This is a genomic window from Pseudarthrobacter sp. NPDC058119, assembly GCF_042884655.1.
Lineage (GTDB): Bacteria > Actinomycetota > Actinomycetes > Actinomycetales > Micrococcaceae > Arthrobacter.
This window is the reverse complement of sequence record NZ_JBHVTN010000008.1, coordinates 151368-172224: the sequence shown is the minus strand read 5'-3', so window position 1 is coordinate 172224 and position 20857 is coordinate 151368. Positions and strand designations below refer to the sequence as shown.

General features: G+C 65.6%; 19 protein-coding genes. 6 read left to right on the top strand and 13 right to left on the bottom strand.

Going from position 1 to position 20857, the window contains the following annotated elements; all coding sequences use genetic code 11:
- Positions 1-45 precede the first annotated feature (45 nt).
- Positions 46-1338: a MurT ligase domain-containing protein gene (locus tag ACFVTD_RS17260; RefSeq protein ID WP_387565215.1), complete on the top strand. Its 1293-nt coding sequence runs from the start codon at positions 46-48 to the stop codon at positions 1336-1338.
- Complete coding sequence (locus ACFVTD_RS17255) at positions 1335-2090, top strand: type 1 glutamine amidotransferase (protein ID WP_387565213.1); 756 nt, start codon at positions 1335-1337, stop codon at positions 2088-2090. Before ACFVTD_RS17260 ends, ACFVTD_RS17255 begins: the two co-directional genes overlap by 4 nt.
- A 16-nt stretch (positions 2091-2106) precedes the next feature.
- Here the strand turns inward: ACFVTD_RS17255 and ACFVTD_RS17250 are convergent, their stop codons facing one another.
- Positions 2107-3477 (bottom strand): hypothetical protein, encoded by a 1371-nt coding sequence (locus tag ACFVTD_RS17250; RefSeq protein WP_387565211.1) that lies wholly within the window; start codon positions 3475-3477, stop codon positions 2107-2109.
- Between the two features lie 169 nt (positions 3478-3646).
- Between ACFVTD_RS17250 and ACFVTD_RS17245 the strand changes: the two genes are divergently transcribed.
- Positions 3647-5659 carry a M3 family metallopeptidase gene (locus ACFVTD_RS17245; protein WP_387565209.1) on the top strand — a complete coding sequence of 671 codons (2013 nt, stop codon included), beginning with the start codon at positions 3647-3649 and terminating at the stop codon, positions 5657-5659.
- A 350-nt stretch (positions 5660-6009) separates the two neighbouring features.
- On the opposite strand, the gene pdxS is transcribed toward ACFVTD_RS17245, so the two are convergent.
- The 6 genes from pdxS to ACFVTD_RS17215 form a co-directional block, all read right to left on the bottom strand.
- On the bottom strand, positions 6010-6936 hold the full coding sequence (pdxS, locus tag ACFVTD_RS17240; RefSeq protein ID WP_387565207.1) for a pyridoxal 5'-phosphate synthase lyase subunit PdxS: 927 nt from the start codon (positions 6934-6936) through the stop codon (positions 6010-6012).
- Positions 6937-7073: 137 nt separating this feature from the next.
- Positions 7074-7697 (bottom strand): phosphatidylinositol phosphate synthase, encoded by a 624-nt coding sequence (gene pgsA / locus ACFVTD_RS17235; protein ID WP_387565205.1) that lies wholly within the window; start codon positions 7695-7697, stop codon positions 7074-7076.
- Complete coding sequence (locus tag ACFVTD_RS17230; RefSeq protein WP_387565203.1) at positions 7687-8274, bottom strand: HIT family protein; 588 nt, start codon at positions 8272-8274, stop codon at positions 7687-7689. Before ACFVTD_RS17230 ends, pgsA begins: the two co-directional genes overlap by 11 nt.
- Before the next feature lie 18 nt (positions 8275-8292).
- Positions 8293-10302, bottom strand: coding sequence for a threonine--tRNA ligase (gene thrS / locus ACFVTD_RS17225; protein ID WP_387565201.1), 2010 nt, complete (start codon positions 10300-10302; stop codon positions 8293-8295).
- Between the two features lie 128 nt (positions 10303-10430).
- The gene (locus ACFVTD_RS17220; RefSeq protein WP_387565199.1) at positions 10431-13946 is read right to left on the bottom strand and encodes a DNA polymerase III subunit alpha; all 3516 of its coding nucleotides are present in this window, start codon (positions 13944-13946) and stop codon (positions 10431-10433) included.
- Between the two features lie 11 nt (positions 13947-13957).
- Positions 13958-14308 carry a DUF6504 family protein gene (locus ACFVTD_RS17215; RefSeq protein ID WP_387565197.1) on the bottom strand — a complete coding sequence of 117 codons (351 nt, stop codon included), beginning with the start codon at positions 14306-14308 and terminating at the stop codon, positions 13958-13960.
- 133 nt (positions 14309-14441) lie between these two features.
- Here ACFVTD_RS17215 and ACFVTD_RS17210 point away from each other — a divergent pair, with 133 nt between their 5' ends.
- The gene (locus tag ACFVTD_RS17210; protein ID WP_387565195.1) at positions 14442-14831 is read left to right on the top strand and encodes a hypothetical protein; all 390 of its coding nucleotides are present in this window, start codon (positions 14442-14444) and stop codon (positions 14829-14831) included.
- A 6-nt stretch (positions 14832-14837) separates the two neighbouring features.
- Here the strand turns inward: ACFVTD_RS17210 and ACFVTD_RS17205 are convergent, their stop codons facing one another.
- On the bottom strand, positions 14838-15158 hold the full coding sequence (locus tag ACFVTD_RS17205; protein WP_387565193.1) for a chorismate mutase: 321 nt from the start codon (positions 15156-15158) through the stop codon (positions 14838-14840).
- A gap of 19 nt (positions 15159-15177) precedes the next feature.
- Between ACFVTD_RS17205 and ACFVTD_RS17200 the strand changes: the two genes are divergently transcribed.
- The gene (locus tag ACFVTD_RS17200) at positions 15178-15600 is read left to right on the top strand and encodes a VOC family protein (RefSeq protein WP_387565191.1); all 423 of its coding nucleotides are present in this window, start codon (positions 15178-15180) and stop codon (positions 15598-15600) included.
- Positions 15601-15625: 25 nt separating this feature from the next.
- Here ACFVTD_RS17200 and ACFVTD_RS17195 read toward each other — a convergent pair whose 3' ends face one another.
- On the bottom strand, positions 15626-16369 hold the full coding sequence (locus ACFVTD_RS17195) for an SOS response-associated peptidase (protein ID WP_387565189.1): 744 nt from the start codon (positions 16367-16369) through the stop codon (positions 15626-15628).
- A gap of 151 nt (positions 16370-16520) precedes the next feature.
- On the opposite strand from ACFVTD_RS17195, the gene ACFVTD_RS17190 reads away from it, so the two are divergent.
- Positions 16521-16778 (top strand): mycoredoxin, encoded by a 258-nt coding sequence (locus ACFVTD_RS17190; protein ID WP_043454512.1) that lies wholly within the window; start codon positions 16521-16523, stop codon positions 16776-16778.
- 28 nt (positions 16779-16806) lie between these two features.
- On the opposite strand, the gene ACFVTD_RS17185 is transcribed toward ACFVTD_RS17190, so the two are convergent.
- The 4 genes from ACFVTD_RS17185 to ACFVTD_RS17170 all read right to left on the bottom strand — a co-directional run bounded on the left by ACFVTD_RS17185 (position 16807) and on the right by ACFVTD_RS17170 (position 20799).
- The gene (locus tag ACFVTD_RS17185) at positions 16807-17556 is read right to left on the bottom strand and encodes a biotin/lipoate A/B protein ligase family protein (protein WP_387565187.1); all 750 of its coding nucleotides are present in this window, start codon (positions 17554-17556) and stop codon (positions 16807-16809) included.
- A gap of 107 nt (positions 17557-17663) precedes the next feature.
- A complete protein-coding gene (locus tag ACFVTD_RS17180) occupies positions 17664-19376 on the bottom strand; it encodes an ABC1 kinase family protein (RefSeq protein ID WP_387565185.1) in 1713 nt (570 codons plus the stop codon).
- Positions 19377-19381: 5 nt separating this feature from the next.
- Positions 19382-19921 carry a PadR family transcriptional regulator gene (locus tag ACFVTD_RS17175; protein ID WP_387565183.1) on the bottom strand — a complete coding sequence of 180 codons (540 nt, stop codon included), beginning with the start codon at positions 19919-19921 and terminating at the stop codon, positions 19382-19384.
- A gap of 74 nt (positions 19922-19995) precedes the next feature.
- Positions 19996-20799: a thioesterase family protein gene (locus ACFVTD_RS17170; protein WP_387565181.1), complete on the bottom strand. Its 804-nt coding sequence runs from the start codon at positions 20797-20799 to the stop codon at positions 19996-19998.
- Positions 20800-20857 lie beyond the last annotated feature (58 nt).

The following is a 20857-nucleotide window of genomic DNA, read 5'->3' as shown; positions in this document are numbered from 1 at the left end:
CCCGCGGGCAGAGGTTGCATGCCGCTGCTGGGATATATTCGGAACATGGTCTTCTTCAGTGTTCCGCTCGGCAAGCTGGTCCGCAGGGTCTCCCGTCTGCGCGGCGGCGGCTCCGCACTTCCAGGCCTGGTGGTGGAGAAGATCGACCCCGGTTTCATGCGGCGGACACTCACCACCCTGCCCCACGGTGTGGCTGTGGTCAGCGGTACCAACGGCAAGACCACCACCACCAAAATGGTGGTTGAACTGCTGGAAAGCCAGGGCCTGAAGGTCTTCACCAACCGCACGGGCAGCAACTTCACCAGGGGCGTGGCGGCAGCCCTCCTCGGCGAAGTGGACTGGCGCGGCAGGCTGGACGCGGACATTGCCGTCCTCGAACTTGACGAAGCCCACGCCGTCCATTTCGTCAACAGCGTCCCGCCCCGCTACTGCCTGCTGCTCAATGTGCTTCGCGACCAGCTGGACCGTTTTGGCGAAATCGACAAGACCGCGCAGCTGCTCCAGCACGTCGCCGCCAAAACCACCGGGACGGTGGTCCTGAACCGTGAGGATCCGCGGGTAGCCAGGATCGCTGAAACACTGACCGGCCAGGAGGTCAAGTACTTCGGCCTTGACGATTCCCTGCTGGGCACCTTCCCCAACGACGATGACATGCGCGCAGCTCCCGGCAGCCCCGCCCCGGCGGGCCTGCCCGCAAAGCCCCAGGCCGACGTCGTCCTCCGCAAAGTGGGCGCGGACAGCGCCGAATTTGAGTACGACGGCGGTACTGTCACCACGGCGATGAAGTTGCGCGGCGTCTACAACATCTTCAATGCGGCCGCGGCCTTGGCTCTCGCCCGCAGCATTTGCGGCGGCGGGGCCGCCACAGCGAACCACGAAACCCTGCTGCAGGCTCTGTCCCAGGTGGCACCCGCCTTCGGCCGCGGTGAAAGCCTCACTGTTGACGGCCAACCCTTGGACCTGGTGCTGGTCAAGAACCCCAGCGGCTTCCGGCTGGGGCTGAAGTCCTTCCCCGCAGGCGGCTACGCCACCATGATCGCCATCAACGACAACTACGCCGACGGCCGGGACATGTCCTGGCTGTGGGATGTGGAATTCGATTCGCTCCGCGAGGGCGGGGTGGACGTGCTGACCGGGTCGCGCGCCTACGACATGGCACTGCGGCTGCAGTACGACGAAGTTCCAGTGGGGGGTGTGGACACCGACATCCCCGACGCCCTCGCCGCCTTTATCCGGCAGGGACAGGGCAAACCCAAGCGGATCTTCTGCACCTACACCGCCATGCTCGCCATCCGGCGCGAGCTGTCCAAAATCACCACCGTGGAGGTTGTCTCGTGAGTCCGGCAGAAGCAGCGGAAGCTGGCAACCAGTCCAAGGGCTCCCTCCGGGTGGTCCAGTTGTACCCGCGGGACATGAACATCTACGGCGACTGGGGCAATGCCCTGGTCCTCCAGCGCCGCATCGCCTGGCACGGATACACACCCGAACTCCTTGAGTACAACGTGGGCGACCCCTTCCCCGAGGACGTGGACATCATCGTCGGCGGCGGCGGACAGGACAGCGGGCAACTGGTCATCCAGGACGACCTGCAGGCGCGGGCCGGCCACCTGAAGGAACTGGCGGAGGACGGCGCTCCCATGCTGGTGATCTGCGGCCTGTACCAGCTGTTTGGCAGGTTCTTCAAAACCCGCACCGGCGCCGTCATTCCGGGCATCGGCATCCTGGATGTGGAAACGCACGGCACGGATGAGCGCCTGATCGGCAACGTCAAGGTCTCGACCACCGAGTTCGGCGAGGTGCTGGGCTACGAAAACCACAGCGGCCAGACCACCCTGGGCAGCGGCGTGCGCCCGCTGGGAACCGTTGCCAAGGGGACGGGAAACAACAGCAACGACGGCGAGGAAGGGGCACGGTACCGGAACATCGTAGCCAGCTACCTGCACGGTTCACTGCTTCCCAAGAACCCTGCCATCGCCGACTTCCTCATCCGCACCGCCGCGGAGCGCAAGTTCGGCAGCTTCTCCCCCGGCAGCCCTGACGATACCTATGCGGTCCTGGCCCGGGAGCATGCCGGCCGCCGGCCCCGCTAGGCTGCAACCGCCCCTGTCACCGCCACTGGAAGTACTCCCGGTGGATGTTGGCCCGCCGGACACCCGCTGACCGGAAAGCCTTGCGGAATTGCCGCAGCATGGCGTCGGGGCCGCCCATGAAGACGGACAGCTGCCGTGGCTCCGTGTCCACCGCCGCAAGGACCGCGTCCGGAGTCAGCCGCCCGTCCGTATCGGTGTCAACCACATGGACGTGAAGCCTCGGATGGTTCCTGGCGATGGCCAGGATTTCGTCGGCAAACGGTGAGGGCCCGGCCGAGGTGACGAAGAAGTGCACCTCCTCGGGCAGGTCCCCTCCCGCTGTTTCCAGCGACCGCACCCAGCTGAGGAAGGGCGTGATCCCCACGCCGCCGGCGATCCACACCTGGCGGGCAGTGCCCCTGTGCCGGTCAAAGCGGCCGTAGGGGCCGCCCACAACAGCAGGCATTCCCGGCTGGACCACGTCGGGCAGCCGTGTGGTGTGGTCTCCCAACGCCTTGACCGTGATGCTGATTCCACCTTCCGGAGCGGGACCCGAAATGGAAAAGGGGTGCCGCTGCCAACCGTCCGCCGTTTCAAGGTAGACCATGGCGAACTGTCCGGGTTTGAACTCCAGCGGACGGCCCAACGGGCGGAGAGCCACTTCCACCAGGTCCGCAGCAACTGGGCGGACACCGGCAACCTGGTAGTCGTGATGGGGCAGGAAACGCCGCGCCAGCAGCTCCCGGTAGATGTAGAACGCCATCCCGGTCCCGCCGATCGCCACGTAGCTCCAGCGCAGGCCCGGCGCCGCCTCAAACGCGCTGGCATCGAACAGTCCGTGCAGGAATCCCGCGGCGACGAACAGCCCCGTGAGGCGGTGGAAGCCGCGCCAGCGTTCATAACCGCCCAGCAGCCGGACCACCAGGCGGACTCCTTTTGCCTGCAGCGCCGCCATGACCAGGCGCCTGGCCGGGGCGGGCAGCATGGTCCGCCACCGTGGAAGCACCGCCCAGACCACCAGCGCGGCCAGGCCGGATATGGCCGCTACGGCCAGCGTTTTTCCCACGCTTGTTGCGTCCGGGTTTGCGGCGAGCTCAATGTGCGGCAGCAACAGGACAGTGGCCGTTATGGCCGCCCGGCGGTGCCAGATTGCCGCGTGGTCAATCCCGCCGAACACCGGCTCCACGTGCGGGAGGGTACTGACCAGGACCAAGGCGACGGAATACAGCAGTACGGATTCACCGCCGAAGAGCTGGCCCACATGCCTGGGCAACGGCTCGCCCGCCGGCCGCGCCAGGTACCAGAAGATGCCGTAGGCGGCCACGACCACTGTTATTGCGCCCGGGCCGATCCAGCGGAGCGGGATGCCCAGGAAGGCAGCTGCCGGCGTCGTTCCACGGTTGCTCATCGAGCAGGGTCCCTTCCTCACTGCCAATCCCGTGCGCCTGCCCTGCAGGACGCGCAGAATGCGGTCCGGAACGGACCCCTTAGCGGCCATTGTAGGTACGCCGGCTGGGAGCACCACGCCCATTGGCATGTGATTGAGAAGCGCGCCCCGCTGTGAAAGGGTGTGGGCCATGACCAACCCGCTCCTTGCCTCCAGTCCCCTGCCCTACGGCCTGCCCCCGTTCGAAGGTCTCACCGCAGACCAGTACGGCGCCGCCATTGAAGAAGGACTGTCGGCACACCTGGCCGAAATCCGGGCCATTCCCGGCAACACCCAGCCGGCAACCTTCGAGAACACGGCCCTGGCCATGGAACGCTCCGGGCAGCTCCTTGGCAGGGCAGCCGCAGCGTTCTTTACGGTGGTGTCAGCGGACGCCTCCACGGAAATCCGGGAACTTGAGACCATACTTTCGCCGCGCTTCTCAGCCCACCAGGACGAGGTGTACCTCAATAAAGCGCTGTACGGGCGCTTCGCCGCCATCGATCCGGGCAGCCTGGACGCTGAGTCGGCCCGGCTGGTGGAGGAGTACCTCAAGGAGTTCCGCCAGTCCGGCATCCAACTGGATCCGGAGGGCCAGGAGACTCTGCGGGCCATCAACGCTGAACTGGCCCGGCTGGGCACGGAATACGGCCAGCGTGTCAAGGAGGGGATGAAGTCCGCGGCGCTGCTGCTGGAGGACGCCGGTGAGCTCGCGGGCCTGCCGGCTGACGACGTCGCAAGCGCGGCTGAAGCAGCCCGCGATGCCGGGCACGACGGCAAGTACCTGCTCACCCTGATCCAGCCCGGCAACCAGCCTGCCCTTGCCTCACTCGAGAACCGGGACGTCCGCCGTCGCCTGTTCGAGGCATCCGTAGCGAGGGGCAGCGGCGGCGGAAACCTGGATGTCCTGGACCTCGCCAGGGACATGGCCAGGTTGCGGGCCGAAAAGGCCCAACTGCTGGGTTTCGCGAACTACGCCGAACTGGTGGCCGACCGCCAGACGGCACCGGATTTTGGGGCGGTCCAGACGATGCTGGCCCGGATGGCACCGGCGGCTGTCCGCAACGCCGACGCCGAGGCAGCGGCCCTGGCGGACGTCGCCGGGCATCCCCTCGAAGCCTGGGACTGGGCCTACTACTCAGCAAAAGTGCGGCGAGGAAAGTACGACGTCGATGAACAGGCCCTCCGTCCCTACTTCGAGCTGGACCAGGTCATCACGGAAGGGGTGTTTTTTGCCGCCACGGAGCTGTACGGGATCACCTTCCACCCGCGGCCTGACCTGAAGGCTTACCACCCGGACGTCCGGATCTGGGAGGTCCGGGATGCGGACGGCACCGGGCTGGGGCTTTTCCTGGGTGACTACTATGCGCGTGAATCCAAGCGCGGCGGAGCGTGGATGAACTCGCTCGTGGACCAGTCGGGACTGCTGGGCACCAGGCCCGTGGTGACCAATACGCTCAACATTTCCAAGCCGCCGGCAGGGGAACCCACGCTTCTCACCCTGGACGAGCTGCGGACACTTTTCCACGAGTTCGGCCACGCGCTCCACGGCCTGTTCTCCAACGTCACCTATCCCCGCTTCTCCGGCACATCCGTGCCGCGGGACTTCGTGGAGTACCCCTCGCAGGTCAACGAAATGTGGATCATGTGGCCGGAGGTGTTGTCCAACTACGCACGCCACCACGTCACCGGCGAACCGCTTCCGCAGGACGTCGTGGACCGGCTGGAGGAATCCCGGCTCTGGGGCGAAGGGTTTGCCACCACCGAGTACCTGGGCGCGGCCCTCCTGGACCTGGCCTGGCACACGCTGGAGCCGGGCGACGTTCCGGATGATGCTTTGGAGTTTGAGGCGAAGGCGCTGGCTGCGGCGGGGGTTGCGCACCCGCTGATCCCGCCGCGCTACCGGACGGGCTACTTCCAGCACATCTTCTCCGGCGCCGGCTACGCGGCGGGCTATTACTCCTACATCTGGAGCGAGGTGCTGGACGCCGAAACGGTCGACTGGTTCAGGGAGAACGGCGGCCTGGCGAGAGCCAACGGCGAACGTTTCCGGCGGGAGCTCCTGAGCCGAGGCAACAGCCGGGACCCCCTGGAATCGTTCCGGACCCTTCGAGGACGGGAAGCCCGGCTCGACCCCCTGCTGAAGCGTCGCGGCCTTGAGTAACCCCATCGATTGCCCCACCGGCGCCCTAACCTCGCAAGCTCGGCCAGGGAACCCTGCCGGCGTGGCCCCACGTAAACGCCGTTTTGAGCATCCAAAAGGGCAGCTACGGAGCAACAGACGGGGTTTCGACAAGCTCAACCAACAACGACGCCGGTCCCCCACCAGAAAAAGGTGAGGAACCGGCGTCGTGCTAAACACCAAGGGAGGCTACTGCGCCGGGCGGTGCGGTCCGGCAGCGTGCGTAAAAGGGGCCCCGCCCCCAACCACCGCCAATATGGCGGCAGCGGGGAGGCGGGGAATAGCACGCAGAGGATCGGCGCCGCCAGGCGCCGACCACAGAACGGCGGAAATTACCAGCCGCGCTCGGCGAGGCGGTGCGGCTGGGGGATCTCGTCGACGTTGATGCCCACCATGGCTTCGCCCAGGCCGCGGGAGGCCTTGGCGATGACGTCGGGGTCGTCGTAGAAGGTGGTGGCCTTGACGACGGCGGCGGCGCGCTGGGCGGGGTTGCCGGACTTGAAGATGCCGGAGCCGACGAAGACGCCGTCGGCGCCGAGCTGCATCATCATGGCAGCGTCAGCGGGGGTGGCGATGCCGCCTGCGGTGAACAGGACCACGGGGAGCTTGCCGGCCGCGGCGACTTCCTTGACCAGTTCGTACGGGGCCTGAAGTTCCTTGGCGGCCACGTACAGCTCGTCCTCGGGCAGCGAGGAGAGCTTGGCGATCTCGGCGCGGATCTTGCGCATGTGCCCGGTGGCGTTGGAGACGTCGCCGGTGCCGGCTTCGCCCTTGGACCGGATCATGGCCGCGCCCTCGTTGATGCGGCGCAGGGCCTCACCGAGGTTGGTGGCACCGCAGACGAAGGGGACCTTGAAGTTCCACTTGTCGATGTGGTTGACGTAGTCGGCCGGGGTCAGGACCTCGGACTCGTCGATGTAGTCGACACCGAGGGACTGCAGGACCTGGGCTTCGACGAAGTGGCCAATCCGGGCCTTGGCCATGACCGGGATGGACACGGCGTCAATGATCTGGTCGATCATGTCGGGGTCGGACATGCGGGACACGCCACCCTGGGCGCGGATATCGGCCGGAACACGCTCCAGCGCCATGACTGCCACGGCACCGGCGTCTTCGGCGATGCGGGCCTGTTCGACGTTGACGACGTCCATGATGACGCCGCCCTTGAGCATCTCGGCCATGCCACGCTTCACGCGGCTGCTGCCCGTGACGCTGTTCGCGGACGAACCGGCCTCGTTGCTTACATCAGGTGTAGACACAAAAACCCCTATGGGTAGACAGATGATCTTCGCCGGGCATGCGGCGGCAGCTGCCGGAAGTGCACGCACGGATTGCCGGGTCGCTTGACCGGGCACTTATATACTAGACCCCCGCCGCACAGCAGGCTTAATCATGCTTAATCAGCGGGCGTAGGCTCCGCCAAGGCCTGCCGGCGGACCGAAAGAACGCGCTGCACCACGGTGACGAGGCTCGCCGCGGCCAGGAGGACGAGGGTAGCCAGGAGCACCACCGTGGGCAGCCCCAGTCCGGTCAGGCCCGTAACCACCAGCACCGAGACCAGGCGTTCGGCCCGCTCAGCGATGCCGACGTTGGCGGTAAACCCCAGCGATTCTGCCTTGGCACGGGCGTACGAGACAACCATGCCCAGCACCAGGCACAGCAGGGCGCAAACGGCGATGGCCGCATTGTTGCCGCCGGTGAAGAACCAGACGGACACCCCGGCAAAGAGTGCGCCGTCGGCGATGCGGTCAAGGGTGGAGTCTAGGAAGTTTCCCCAGCGGCTCTTAACGTCCTGCATCCTGGCCATGATGCCGTCCAGGACATCGGAAAAGATGAAGGCGGTGATGAAGACTGTTCCCCAGAACAGCTGGCCCAGCGGGTAGAAGACCAGGGCACCGGCCGCCACCCCTGCGGTTCCGAGAATGGTTACCGCGTCCGGGGACACACCGATCTTCAGGAGCCAGCGGGCCAGCGGGGTGAAGAGCGCGGTGAAGAACCCGCGGGCATGCCTATTCAGCATCCGACTCCCCGGGCCAGGCGTCAGCCACTTGCTGCCGGACCTCGTCGAGGGTCTGGGTGATGGCTTTGGTCTGGGCGATGATGGGGAAGAAGTTCCCGTCTCCGCCCCAGCGCGGCACGATGTGCTGGTGCAGGTGCGCGGAGATCCCCGCACCACCAACCACGCCCTGGTTCATGCCCAGGTTGAAGCCGCCGGGATTGGACACCTTCCGGAGCACCCGCATGGCGGTCTGGGTGAGTTCGGCGAACTCCGCTGTCTCCTCAACCGTGAGGTCCGTGTAGTCAGGGATATGCCGGTAGGGGCAAACCAGCAGGTGGCCCGGGTTATAGGGAAACAGGTTCAGCACCACATAGCAGGTCCGGCCGCGGTAGACGATGAGCGCTTCCTCGTCCGTGCGGGCGGGGCCGACGCAGAACGGGCAGTCGTCCTCATTCTTGAACTGGTGCTGGCCGCCCTTGATGTAGGCCATGCGGTGCGGAGTCCACAGGCGCTGGAAGGCGTCCGGGACACCGGCGAGGGCAAAGTCGTCGGTAACGCCGGCATCGCCTGGATATCCTGCGCCTGTGTTCTCCTGCACTGTGCTGCTTCCGTTCGGCTAGCTGGTCCGGTTGCGGACGGCTTCAGTGATGCGCTTGACTGCCTCCGCAACAGGCACGCCGTTGTCCTGGCTTCCGTCGCGGAAGCGGAACGACACGGCACCCGCCTCGGCGTCGTCCCCGCCCGCGATCAGCACGAACGGGATCTTGTCCTTGCTGGCGGTACGGATCTTCTTGGGGAAGCGGTCCGAGGTCGTGTCCACCTCGGCACGGATACCCGCCGCCTTAAGCTGGCCAACGACGTCGAACATGTAGTCGTTGAATGCCTCCGCCACGGGGATGCCCACGACCTGGACCGGGGCCAGCCACGCGGGGAAGGCCCCGGCGTAGTGCTCGGTGAGGACGCCCATGAAACGCTCCACCGATCCGAAGAGGGCACGGTGGATCATCACCGGGCGCTGGCGGCTGCCATCGGCAGCCTGGTACTCGAGTTCGAAGCGCTCGGGCAGGTTGAAGTCCAGCTGGATGGTGGACATCTGCCAGGTGCGGCCCAGGGCATCCTTGGCCTGCACGGAAATCTTGGGACCGTAGAAGGCGGCTCCACCCGGATCGGGCACCAGCTCCAGCCCGGACTCCTGTGCCACCTCGGCGAGGGTGGCGGTGGCTTCCTCCCAGGCAGCGTCGTCGCCGACGTACTTCTCGGGGTCCTTTGTAGACAGCTCGAGGTAGAAGTCATTCAGCCCGTAGTCCTTGAGCAGGTCCAGGACGAAAGTCAGGGTCTTGGTGAGTTCATCCTTCATCTGCCCGCGGGTGCAGTAGATGTGGGCGTCGTCCTGTGTCATGCCCCGGACACGGGTGAGGCCGTGCACCACGCCGGACTTCTCGTACCGGTACACCGAACCGAACTCGAACAGCCGCAGCGGCAGTTCGCGGTAGGACCGCCCGCGGGAGCGGAAAATGAGGTTGTGCATGGGGCAGTTCATCGGCTTCAGGTAGTAGTCCTGGCCGGGCTTGCGGACGGTGCCGTCCTCGTTGAGTTCGGCGTCCACGTGCATCGGGGGGAACATGCCGTCCCGGTACCAGTCCAGGTGGCCCGACACCTCGTACAGGTGCCCCTTGGTGATGTGCGGGGTGTAGACGAACTCATAGCCGGCCTCGACGTGGCGCTGCCGTGAGTAATCCTCCATCTCCTTGCGGATGATGCCGCCCTTGGGGTGGAAGACGGGAAGGCCGGAGCCCAGTTCGTCAGGGAAGGAGAACAGGTCCAGTTCGGAGCCGAGCTTGCGGTGGTCGCGGCGCTCGGCCTCGGCGATGCGCTCCTGGTAGGCCTTCAGGGCCTCCTTGGTGGGCCAGGCGGTGCCGTAGATGCGCTGGAGCTGCTGGTTCTTTTGGTTGCCCAGCCAGTAGGCCGACGACGAACGGGTCAGGGCGAAGGCGTTGGAGATGAGCTTGGTGTTGGGCAGGTGCGGACCGCGGCAGAGGTCGCACCAGACGGTGGTGCCTTCCTTGCGCTCGACGTTGTCGTAGATGGTGATGTCACCGGCGCCGACTTCGACGTTCACGCCTTCCCCGGCTTCGGCGGCCTCGTTTTTCTTGCCCAGGAGTTCAAGCTTGTATGGCTCATTCTTCATGGCTTCGCGGGCTTCATCCTCGCTGACCACGCGGCGGACGAACTTCTGGTTCTGGTTGATGATTTTCAGCATCATCTTTTCGAGGGTCTTGAGGTCCTCAGGAGTGAACGGCTCGGCAACATCGAAATCGAAGTAGAAGCCGTCGGTGATGTACGGGCCGATACCGAGCTTGGCGTCGGGGCGCAGCTGCTGCACGGCCTGGGCCATGACGTGGGCGGTGGAGTGGCGCAGGACGTTCAGCCCGTCGGGCGAATCAATGGTGACACCCTCCACCTCGGCGCCTTCGGGAAGTTCCTGGTCAAGGTCCTTAAGCTCGCCGTTGACGCGGGCAACCACAACGTCACGGCGCTCAAAGAAGAGTTCCGCACCGGTTGTCCCGGTAGTCACCTTGGTCTCTTCGCCATCGACGAGAAGGGTGATCTGCTGGGCATCTGACACGGGTGTCTCCTATTCAAAGTTAAGGCTTCATAGCTTGTGGCATACGGGGACCACAGCCAGCCACCGTCAATGCTATCGGTTCCGGTAAGGGCCGACCAACGCGGCACACGGGGGCTGCGACGCAGCTCTCACCCGTTGAACCCGGTGATCGCCAAGGTCCGGGAGATGCCGTCCAGCGGATGCGGCCCGTCTGCGGCGAAACCATGGTTGGACGAAGGTGTGGGCTCCGTGACGGATTCCGGGAAGGGCAGGCTCTCCGTTCGGCTCAGGTCCCAGGCCATGCTCGCGCTGATGCTGATGCCCCTGGGCCCTGTCCTTCGGGTGGTTCCACGGATCAGCAGCAGGCGGGTACCAAACAGAAGCGGACCGGCGCTTTCCTGCGCCTCGTGGAAGAACACCGAATCCACGCAGCCGGTGCCGTCGTCGATACTGATGAACACCACCCGCCTTCCGCCGCGCATCGGCGGCGTCTGAGTGGCCACCCGCACCCCCGCCACCAGCACTTCGGTGCCGTTGCGCAGGCTGAGGAGCTGGTCTGCCGTGGTGACACCCAGCCTCTCCAGCAGGGGCCGGTGGCTGTCCATCAGGTGGGTGCTGACATCCACGGCCATGAGGTCAAGTTCCGCCCGGACGTTTTCCACCACGGTGGGGGCCGGAAGCCCGGGTTTGATATTGCGCAGTTCGATGTCGCCCAGGGGAAGGGACAACTGCCCTTCCAATACTTCAACGCCCTTCTTTCCAGTCTTTGCTGTTTGGAGCTGCTGCAGGTGGAGCACCAGGTCCGCGCGGTTGGCAGGGCCTCCTGCTTCCCGGTGCAGGGAATCAAAAGCCCCCAACTGCGCAAGGCGCCTAATGCTGGGCTTGCTCAGCCGCGAGCGCGCCCGAAGATCCGCCAGCGAGTCGTAGGGCTGGCCGGCAACGATGCGCTTCAGTTCTGCAGCAGACAGCCCATAGATCCCGTTCAGGCTGAGCCGGATTCCGAGCCGGCCGGCATCCGCGCCTGACCCAATCCGCTCCACCCGGTATTCGGCTTTGCTCCGGTTGATGTCCAGGGGAAGGATGGGGATACCCAGCCGGCGGGCTTCGGCCACCAGCAGCCGTTTGGGATACATGCCGGGGTCGTGTTCCCACAAGCCTGCCAGGAAAGCTTCGGGGTGGTGTGTTTTCAGCCAGGCGGACTGGTAGGTGGGTACGGCGAAGGCAGCACCGTGGGCCTTGCAAAAACCGAAGCTGGCAAAGGACTTCAAGGTCCCCCACACCTTGTCCACCACTTCAGGGGCATATCCCTTCGCTTTGGCATGGCGCCGGAAGTACTCCTCCACCCTGGCTTCACCAGCTTCATTGCTCAACGCCCTGCGGAATTCATCGGCTTTGGCCAGCCCGCAGCCGGTCATGACATCCAGGGTCTTCAGGATCTGTTCGTGGAATACCGTGACCCCGTGGGTTTCCTGCAGCACTGGCTTGAGGTCAGGGTGCGGGTAGACCTCGGGGGCAAACCCGTGCCGGTGTTCCAGGAAAGGCCGCACCATGTCCGATTTCATGGGACCCGGGCGGAACAGGGAAATATCGATGATGAGGTCGTTGAACTCCCGTGGCGCCATCTTGCCGATCAGTTCGCGCTGTCCGGGGGATTCGATCTGGAAGCAGCCAAGGGTGTGCGTGCTCCTGATCAGCTCATAGGTGGCTTCGTCATCGAGGGGGACGGCATTCAGGTCGATCCGGCCGTTAGCGGCAATGTAATCCGGCCCCGATCCGACAGGTCCCTTCGGGTGGTTCCCGGCCTCCACCACTTCTTCCTTGGAGGGGTGGATCCTGATGATTTCCCGTACGGCGAAAGCCATGGCGCTTTGCATGCGGACACCCAGGACATCGAGTTTGAGCATGCCCATGGGGTCCATGTCATGTTTGTCGAACTGGCTCATGGGCAGGCCAAGCCCGCTTGGCTGGACCGGCGTGCGGTCCAGGAGCGTCGCATCGCCCAGGATCACCCCGCAGGGGTGCATGGATATGTGGCGGGGCAGCCGGTCGAGGCGTTCGGTCAGGTCAACCAGCAGGTCGAGTTGCTGGTTTCCCTGGGCATCGGGTTGCTCCACCCTTCCGGCAAATTCCCGCAGTTCGGGTTTTTCCTGGAGGGCTTCACGGAATTTCCGCGCGGAGAACCGCCACAACTGCTTGGCGATCTCCCCCACCTCGCCATCATCCATGCCCAGCGCCAGCCCGGCGTCGCGGACTGCCCCACGGGCCCGGTATCCGTTCTGCATGCTCATCAGGGTCACCCGCTCGGAGCCGAAGCGCTCGAAGATCCTGTGGTAGACGTTGTGGCGCTCGGCACTTTCGACGTCGATGTCGATGTCCGGGAGGGTGGCGCGGTCGTTGGAAAGGAAGCGTTCAAAGATCAGGTCATGCTGGAGCGGGTTCACGTGGCTGACGTCGATCAGGTAGTTGACCAGGCTGGATGCTCCCGATCCCCTGGCGGCGGCCCTGACGCCCATGTCCTGGATCATCCGGGAAACCTCGGCAACTGTGAGGAAGTAGGAGGAAAAGCCCAGGTTGTTGATGATGCCCAGTTCATGGTTCAAACGCGCCAGCATGTCCCGTTCCGCTGTACCTCCGATGCCGGGGAACCGCCTGCCGATACCAGCGTGGCAGCGCTGGAGGAGTTCGGTGTGGGGATCCTGGCTGATGCCGATGACGGCAGCTTCCGGCACCACAGGCTGTTTCCATCCCATGTCCGTGGCGGGGTCGATCCTGCAGAGGTCGGCGAGCGCCTCAGTCTGCGCCATCAACTGGTTGAGGTCCGCGGCACCATAACCGGCGGCGGAGATGACTTCCTTGCCCAGGCCAAGCATCTGATCCGCTGATTTCAACCAGCCCTGTCCCGTGGGTTGCAGGAGTGGTTCCCCTGCCAGTTCCGGGAGGGACTTCAAAGTCCGTGCCGAGTCCAGGACATCTGCGGTTGGTGCGCCGTCCGCTGCGCAATACCGGACGGCGTTGGTGAGGACCGCTGGAACATGGTGTTCTTCGGCGAGCCGTAGCATGCGCACAGCGTGCGCCGTGCTGAGGGGGCTTCCCGGCGCGCTGAGTTGGGAGACGATTTCCGCCACCACCGTTCCAGCGGGCATTGCGTCGAGCCATTGCTTGAACAGTGTCCTGGGACGCAGGTAGCGCCGGCCCCCCATGGCCCGGCCGACGTCCGAGTCCGGGCCGAGCAGGACCGTCAGCACGGGTTTGAGGGTGTGGGGGTCAAGGGTTCGGGAGGCAAGCTCGGCGCGGGTTACTGCTGCCGGTACCACTCCCCCGGCTTTCCCTGTGGTCCTCGCGTGGGCATCGGAAACCAGCCGGCACAGGGCGCGGTAGCCGGCGCCGTTGTTCTGCCCCCTGGCCAGCACCACCACCCTGCCGGCTACCTGGGTGCGTTGGTCGCCGTCGTCGTCAAATACTGCAAGGTCCACCCCCACAATGGGGTCGATGCCTGCCGCCATGCAGGCTTTGAGGTGCTTGATGGTGCCGTACAGGCCATCCCGGTCGGTGCAGGCAAGGGCCGTGGCACCATCGGCGGCGGCAGCCATGGCCAGCTCCTCAGGCCAGGAAACTCCGTAATGGGCGCTGAATGCCGTGGAAACGTGAAGATGGGTGAAGCTCATGTTGTTCCGGATCAGGCAGTTCTGGGGCGAAGGGCGTCATGGACACGCACCAGCCGCCACCGGTTGCTGCGGAGATGGCGGGAGAGGTCGAGGGTCAGGGTTTCTGCCCCTGACTGTTCCTGTGCTGCGGCGGGACGGGAGTCGCCCCGGGCGGGCAGCACCTGGACGCGCCAGATTTCGTGATCCACTACTCCTTGCCCGCTGCCCAGCGGAGCCCTGCTGTCCTCAGCCCACCACTGCCGGCGTTCGTACCAGCGGACAGGTTCGGCGCAGACGGTGTAGGACACACCTGCCCACATCAGTGATTCCGGCGCTCCGGTGACGGCACACACCACGTCAACGGATTCGCTGAACATGCCCATGCACACCTCCCGGACCTGACCCCATCACGACTATTATTCGAACATGTATTCGAATATCACCAGTCTACGCCCGGTTCGCACCAAAACATAGGCGGGGGTGGACGGGGCGTGCGGCAGGGAGCAGGATGTTGGCATGAGTACCGATGACGCACTCCTGAAGCAGGCCAGCATCAAGACCCAGGACTCCGCCCTGGTTGCGACGTTCGATATCGACGGCACCATTCCGGTATCGGGTGCCTACGTGGTGGGGCTGATGGGAGCCTCGCCCGATTATTCAGCGCAGCGCCGGCTGTGCATCGAGTTCATGAACGGGGAGGCAATCGCCTGCTACTCGTTCAACAGGGACCAGGGCATCGAGGAGGATTTCGACCTGTCCGGAGTGTCCCATTCGGAGAACAGCATCACCGGCAGCTTTCCCATGACGGCCTTGAACGGGCTCGGAAAGGGACATGTCCTGTCAGCCTTCAGCGAGGCGGACGGCCGGGAATTCCAGCACGGCGTGCCGGTGGAGGAAGCCCCTTAGGCTTCCTCAGCTGTTTTCTTTGTGGATCCGCAGTTCAAGTTCAATGAACGCGGAGATCATGGCCCGGTAGGTTGCTTCAACGATGTCCGGGTCGATGTCTTTTTTCTCCGCCGCGGAACGCACATGTTCGATGATCCGCTCCACGCGGCCCGGGGCACGTACTTCCGCGTCGTCGCCCTTCAGCGTACCGGCGATCCTGATCAGCCGCTCGCGGCGGGCGATGAGGGTGACGATCTGGTCATCGACCTCGTCAACGGCAACCCGGACAGCAGCGAGCTGTTCCTTGTCGGCGCGGGCATCCCGGTCGTTTCCTTGAATTGTCGCCATCATCTGACACTATCGAAGCATGGAGCCCAGAGTCGACTTTATTTCCCTCGGTGTGCGCAGCGTCCAGGAGTCCCGCGCCTTCTATGTTGACGGCCTCGGGTGGCCGGTCCACCGCGAAGTCGCCGGGGAAGTGCTGTTCATCCAGGTGAACCACGGCCTGGTGCTCTCGCTCTGGGATGCCCGCCAGATGCAGGCCGAAGCTATGACCGGCCGCCCGGACGGGATCCCCTGCATTACCTTGAGCCACAACCTTGGAAGCCCTGAAGAGGTGGACAGCGTCATGGAACAGGCCGCTGCCGCCGGGGCCGCCATCATTGCGGAGCCCGTCACCAAGGCCTGGGGCGGCTATACCGGGTACTTTGCCGATCCCGACGGTTTCCGCTGGGAAGTGGCGTACAACCCCACCTGGGCAGTGGACGACGCCGGTACGGTCACCGTTTGAGGGCAGTACACCCCGCGCCGGGCTGCTAGAACAGAGCTTCCACCGGGCGGATGAGTTCCGGGCCGTTGTTCCGGACGTTGCCCACTTCCTTGCCGACGGATTCCACGTGCCAGTCCGCAGCGGCGTCCTTGACCCCTGACCGCACCAGGTCCACCAGCGCGGCGGCATCATCCGCCTGCGGGTCCAGCCAGGCCTCCATGGTGGACTTATCCATGGGCAGCGGCACCCTGTCGTGGAGTTCGGTCAGTTTCCCGAAAATGGTGGATTCCGTCCCGGGCGGAGGCGTGTCCGCTGTGAGGATGGAGGTGGACAACAGCCAGCGCCCAGGCTCTCCTTCCGGCACGGAGGGGTCCTTCCACCACTCATACAGGCCGGCGAAAACCAGTCCATGGTCCTGCCCCGGATGTACGTAGTACGGCTGCTTGGACTTCCCGGGGCCCTGCTTCCACTCGTAGTAGCCGTCGGCCGGGACGGCACACCGGCGGGACTGAACAGCCTTGCGGAACGCCGGTTTTTCCAGGACTGTTTCGCTGCGGGCGTTGATCATGCCCGAACCAATTTTCGGGTCCTTGGCCCAGGACGGGACCAGGCCCCAGCGCGCCACGTGCAGCTGGCGTACCTGCCGTGGTCCGGCGCTGTCCTCCTTCACGCGCTCCAGCACGATCGGGACGGCATCGGTGGGTGCAACATTCCACGACGGCGGGATGCTCACCTCCTCTTCGAGTTCGGCGTCGAACTCGGCCAGGAGGTCCCCCACGGCCCGTGCCATTACGTAGCGTCCACACATGGCACCAGCTTGCCACCGCCCGCCACAAACTGTCATCCGGAGGCCGGGGCAGCCGTTCGGCACCAGGGAATACCGGCCGCCGCGCTACGGTTGACAGTAAGGAAACCTTTCAAGCGACGTTTAGGAGATCCCTGTGGACTTCACTCCCGAATCCGGCACCATCACCATGTTTTCCACCACGTGGTGCGGCTACTGCAACCGGCTCAAGAAGCAACTGGACGCCCAGGGGATCGGCTACACCGAAATCAACATCGAAGAGGTTGACGGCACTGCCGAACTCGTGGAGCAGCTGAACGGCGGCAACCGCACCGTCCCCACGGTCCTCTTCCCGGACGGCAGCGCGGCCACCAACCCGTCCGCCGCCGAGGTCAAGAGCCGCCTGGCTGCCTGACCGGCCGCTACGCACCAAGTGATGCGGGTCATGCCCCCAGGCTGCTGAACGAAGCAGTTTCCAGGGCGGCATGGCCCGCATACGTTTCCAGGAGGGCCTGCTCAACGGCGGCCACGTCCAGTCCCGGCACAAGGTCGTTGGCGGCGCCGGCGGTAGCAGGATCCCAGTCCAGGCCCAGTGCCGCGTAACTGTCGGTCAGCACCTTCCGGATCGGGGCCGAGTCCTCCACCACGATCACCGAGCTGAAAAGCCATGCCCCGGAGACCACCCTTTGGGCGGTGCCCACCAGTTTCACCCTGTGGGAGCTGTCCATGGCATCGGTTCCGTGGACGCTGAATTCGCCGGGACAGTACTCGCCGGGGATCTCCCCCACCGCCGCCTTGACGCCGACGTTCCGCAGTGCCTCCGCGAACAGCCCGCCGAAGTACCCGAACCGGGCCTTGGAGCCGGCAACGGCATCCGCGTCCGGTTCGATGTGGTCCACCACCAGGGAGCCCCGGTGGTAGGCGGCCGCGCGTCCGCCGGCCCTCCGGACCAGGGGTTCGAAACCGTTGTCGCGGCAGGCCTGGGCAGCTGCCTCGAACCCGGGCAGCCGGGTGTCCCGCTGCCCGAACGCCACCGTGGGCGCGGGCCGGTACAGCCGCAAAGTGGGACCGATTCCGCCGCTTCGTGCCCTCGCCAGCAGCTCCAGCCCGAATTCAAGGTCACGGCCCGCGCCGAGCGACACATCCTGCCGCACCACGGTAAGCGTGCTGGATCCGGTACCGGTGTGGTGCATAGTGCGGGGCTCCCAGGCATTCAGCGTCGACAGCTTCGGCGGCGACGGGTTCGAGGCCTGCGGATGGGCAGGCCATCCCTAGGTTACGCCCGACGGCGGCGGCGGCCTTAACGCCCCCGCCGCCCCACCCACAGGGCGTGCAGCAGCGGAACGGCCGATGCGGTCATCAGCACATTGCCCAGGACAAGGTCGTCAGGCCGGACCACTGCCCCGGCCAGCAGCAGTGCCCCGAAGACCAGGGCAGACGCCGAGCGACGCACAGCCCGGTCCAGCCCGGCAGCCTGGCGTTCCAGGCGTGGGACGGCAACCTGCAGCAATCCTTCCTCCAGCAGGCCTGCCAGGGCGTCCAGCCGGCCAGGGAGGCGGAAGGCAACAGCGGCGGCGTCGATGGCCTGCCGGGCCGCGTCCTGCACTACGTTGCCGCGCTCATTGCGCAGCAGCCGGGCGGCGTACGGCTCCACCGAATCCCAGAGGTTGAAACGTTCGTCCAGGGCACTGCACACTCCGGAGGTAAGGGACATGGCCCGAATGATCAGCAGGAAGTTCTCCGGCAGCTGGAACGGCAGTGAACGGACCACGTCACCGAACTCCACCGCAAAGTCACGGAACTCGCGCGGGTCCACTTCACGGAGTTCAGCGAAGCCCATGCCGCCGAAACGGGCAAAGAGCTGGGTCATGGCGCGCTCCAGGCCAACGCTGTCCGCGGACGGCATCAGGACGCCCACGTCGTTGATGGCCGCCACCAGGCCTTTCCCGTCCCGGGCGGCGGCCGCGATCAGCAGCTTCCGCAGGCCGCTGCGCGTGGAGGCCGTCACCTCGCCCATCATGCCGAAGTCGATGAACGTCAGTTTCCAGGGCAGTTCACCTTCCCCCGGCCGAACCGGGGTGACGAAAATGTTCCCCGGATGCGGGTCGGCATGGAAGAAGCCGTTGGTGAACAACTGGTCGAACATGATGGACGCGAACACCGGCGCCACGGTTGCCGGATCGATGCCGGCGGAACGGAGGGCCTGGACGTCCGTGATCTTGATGGCCGTGACGTCTTCCAGGGTGAGTACCCTGCGGGTGGTCCGCTCCCACACCACGCCCGGAACCTCCACCCGGCCATCACCGGCGAAGTCCGCTGCAAAGCGCTCGGCATTGACGGCTTCGTGCAGGTAATCGATTTCCAGCAGGCTCGTCTGGGCGAATTCCTCCACCAGGGCGGGCATGTCCGCCCGTCGGGAAACGAGCCGGATGTGGCTGAGCCAGCCGGCAACCCTGCGCAGGGCGGCGAGGTCGACGTCGACAATCGCGCCGATGCCCGGCCGCTGCACCTTCAGGACCACGGCATCGAGTCCGGTGTCCCCGGCATCGAGGGAATCCAGGCGCGCCCGGTGCGCCTGGCCCAGGGAGGCGGCCGCGATGGGGGCTGGATCGACGGACGCAAAGACGCGCTCCAGCGGCGTCCCCAGTTCCTGCGCTGCGAGGGCGGAGATGGCGGGGAATTCCACCGGGGGCACCTCGTCCTGCAGCCCCTCCAGCTCTTTGGTGATTTCCGGCGGCAGGACATCAAGCCGGGAGGACAGGAACTGGCCCACCTTGATCATGAGCCCCCCAAGTTCCACGGCGAGGTCGTGGAACCGCTGGGCGAAGCGCCGCATCCGCCGTGACCGGCTCCGCGCAGCCATCCGGCCGAGTCCCACCCGCGGCAGGAACAGTTCGAACCACCAGGTGGAGGCAAGGTTCCATGCCGCGAAGCGCAGGATCCGCCGGTAGCGCCCGCGGTGCTCCCGCAGGGGTGGCGAAGGGTTGGCCCGGCCCTGGACCGTGGACGCCACCCGGTTCAGTCCTGGGCGAGGATCGCGTACAGGCGGCGGCGGGCCTCATCCAGTACCGCCACAGCTTGGTGCACCTGGTCCTGGGACCCGGTACGTCCCACCTGCGCAGCGGCCTGGGCCAGTTCGATCCCGGCCTTGGGGAGGGAAGCAACGCCGCCGGACATTTGGCCGGCCGGATCCCAGGGCGCCGACCCATGGTTTGCCGCCGCTTCCTCCCGGCCGGCTTCAGTCAGCGAATAGATTTTGCGGCCGATCGCTTCCTCGGCGCTGATCGATCCTTCGTCCGCCAGAAGCTGCAGCGTCGGGTAGACCGAACCTGCGCTCGGCTTCCAGCTGCCGCCGCTGCGCTCCTCGATCTCCCGGATGATCTGGTACCCGTGCATGGGCTGCTCGGCGAGCAGTGCCAGGACAGCGGCCCGCACTTCGCCTTTCCCGGCCCGGGTTCCGGCCCGCTTATCAAACCGGGCACGCAGCTCCTCGACGGCCTGCCACATGCCATCGAAGTTGTTCCCGCCGAATCCGCCTGCAGGGTGTGAAGCACGCATAATGAACTCCTTAGCCGATCGAACGATATACAACGATACTCAGCGATACATGCGTGCACCATAGCTGGCAAGGGTCAGGATTTGCGCAGTGTGAGGATCTGTTCGGCACGGCCGAACGGGCCCTGCAGGTCGTGGAGCACGGTGGATGTCAGCCCGATCCCGTCGCTGCCGAAGGAGACGGCGTTGTCCAGTCCCAGCCATTCCCCCCGGGGGCGGCGGTACATGTGGATCTGCAAATCCAGGTTGGGGAACGCGTAGCTGCCCTCTCCCGGCGGAACCCTGGCGGCGATGCCGTTGGCTGTATCAACCAGGCCCATGAGCCGGGCCAGGTCGCCGCTGTCGGCGGCGCTGGTCAGCGGGTGGTCGGTGCGGAGCCACACTTTGCCGGCGCCGGGGCGATGGCCCTCGGCCACCCTCATTTCGAGGGAGCGGATGTAGCCTCCTGGCCAGATGGCTGCGCCGTCGTACGGTTTGCATTCGTCCGGGCCGGGGATGGCGGCGTCCTCGACGGCTGCAACGCCGGTGGTGTCGCTGGTGATCATCCGCCACCCGGTGGCGCGGATGGCGGTGCGCCCGCCGGCCACCAGTTCCGCCTGCACCAGTTCGATGGTCCTGCCGGGCCGCAGCGTGGAGGTGTCGATCCGGAACTCCCCGCCGGGGATGAGCCCCAGGATCTCGTAGCTGATGCGGGCCATCCGCATGCCGTCCCGCGGCTGGTGCCGTTCAAGGACGTCCGCCATGAGGCCCGATGCCGGCGCCATGTGCTGTTCATGGGCGTTCCAGGCGCCCTGGGCATGGATGGTGGACCGGAACCGGGCCCCGCCCAGGTCCTGGTAGTAGAAATTGCCGTCGGCGAGTTCAGGCAGGTCTGCGGTCAAGGCTGGCCCCTTACGGAAAGTCAGTGAATTGCCACTAACTCTATCTCCCCGGGCATGG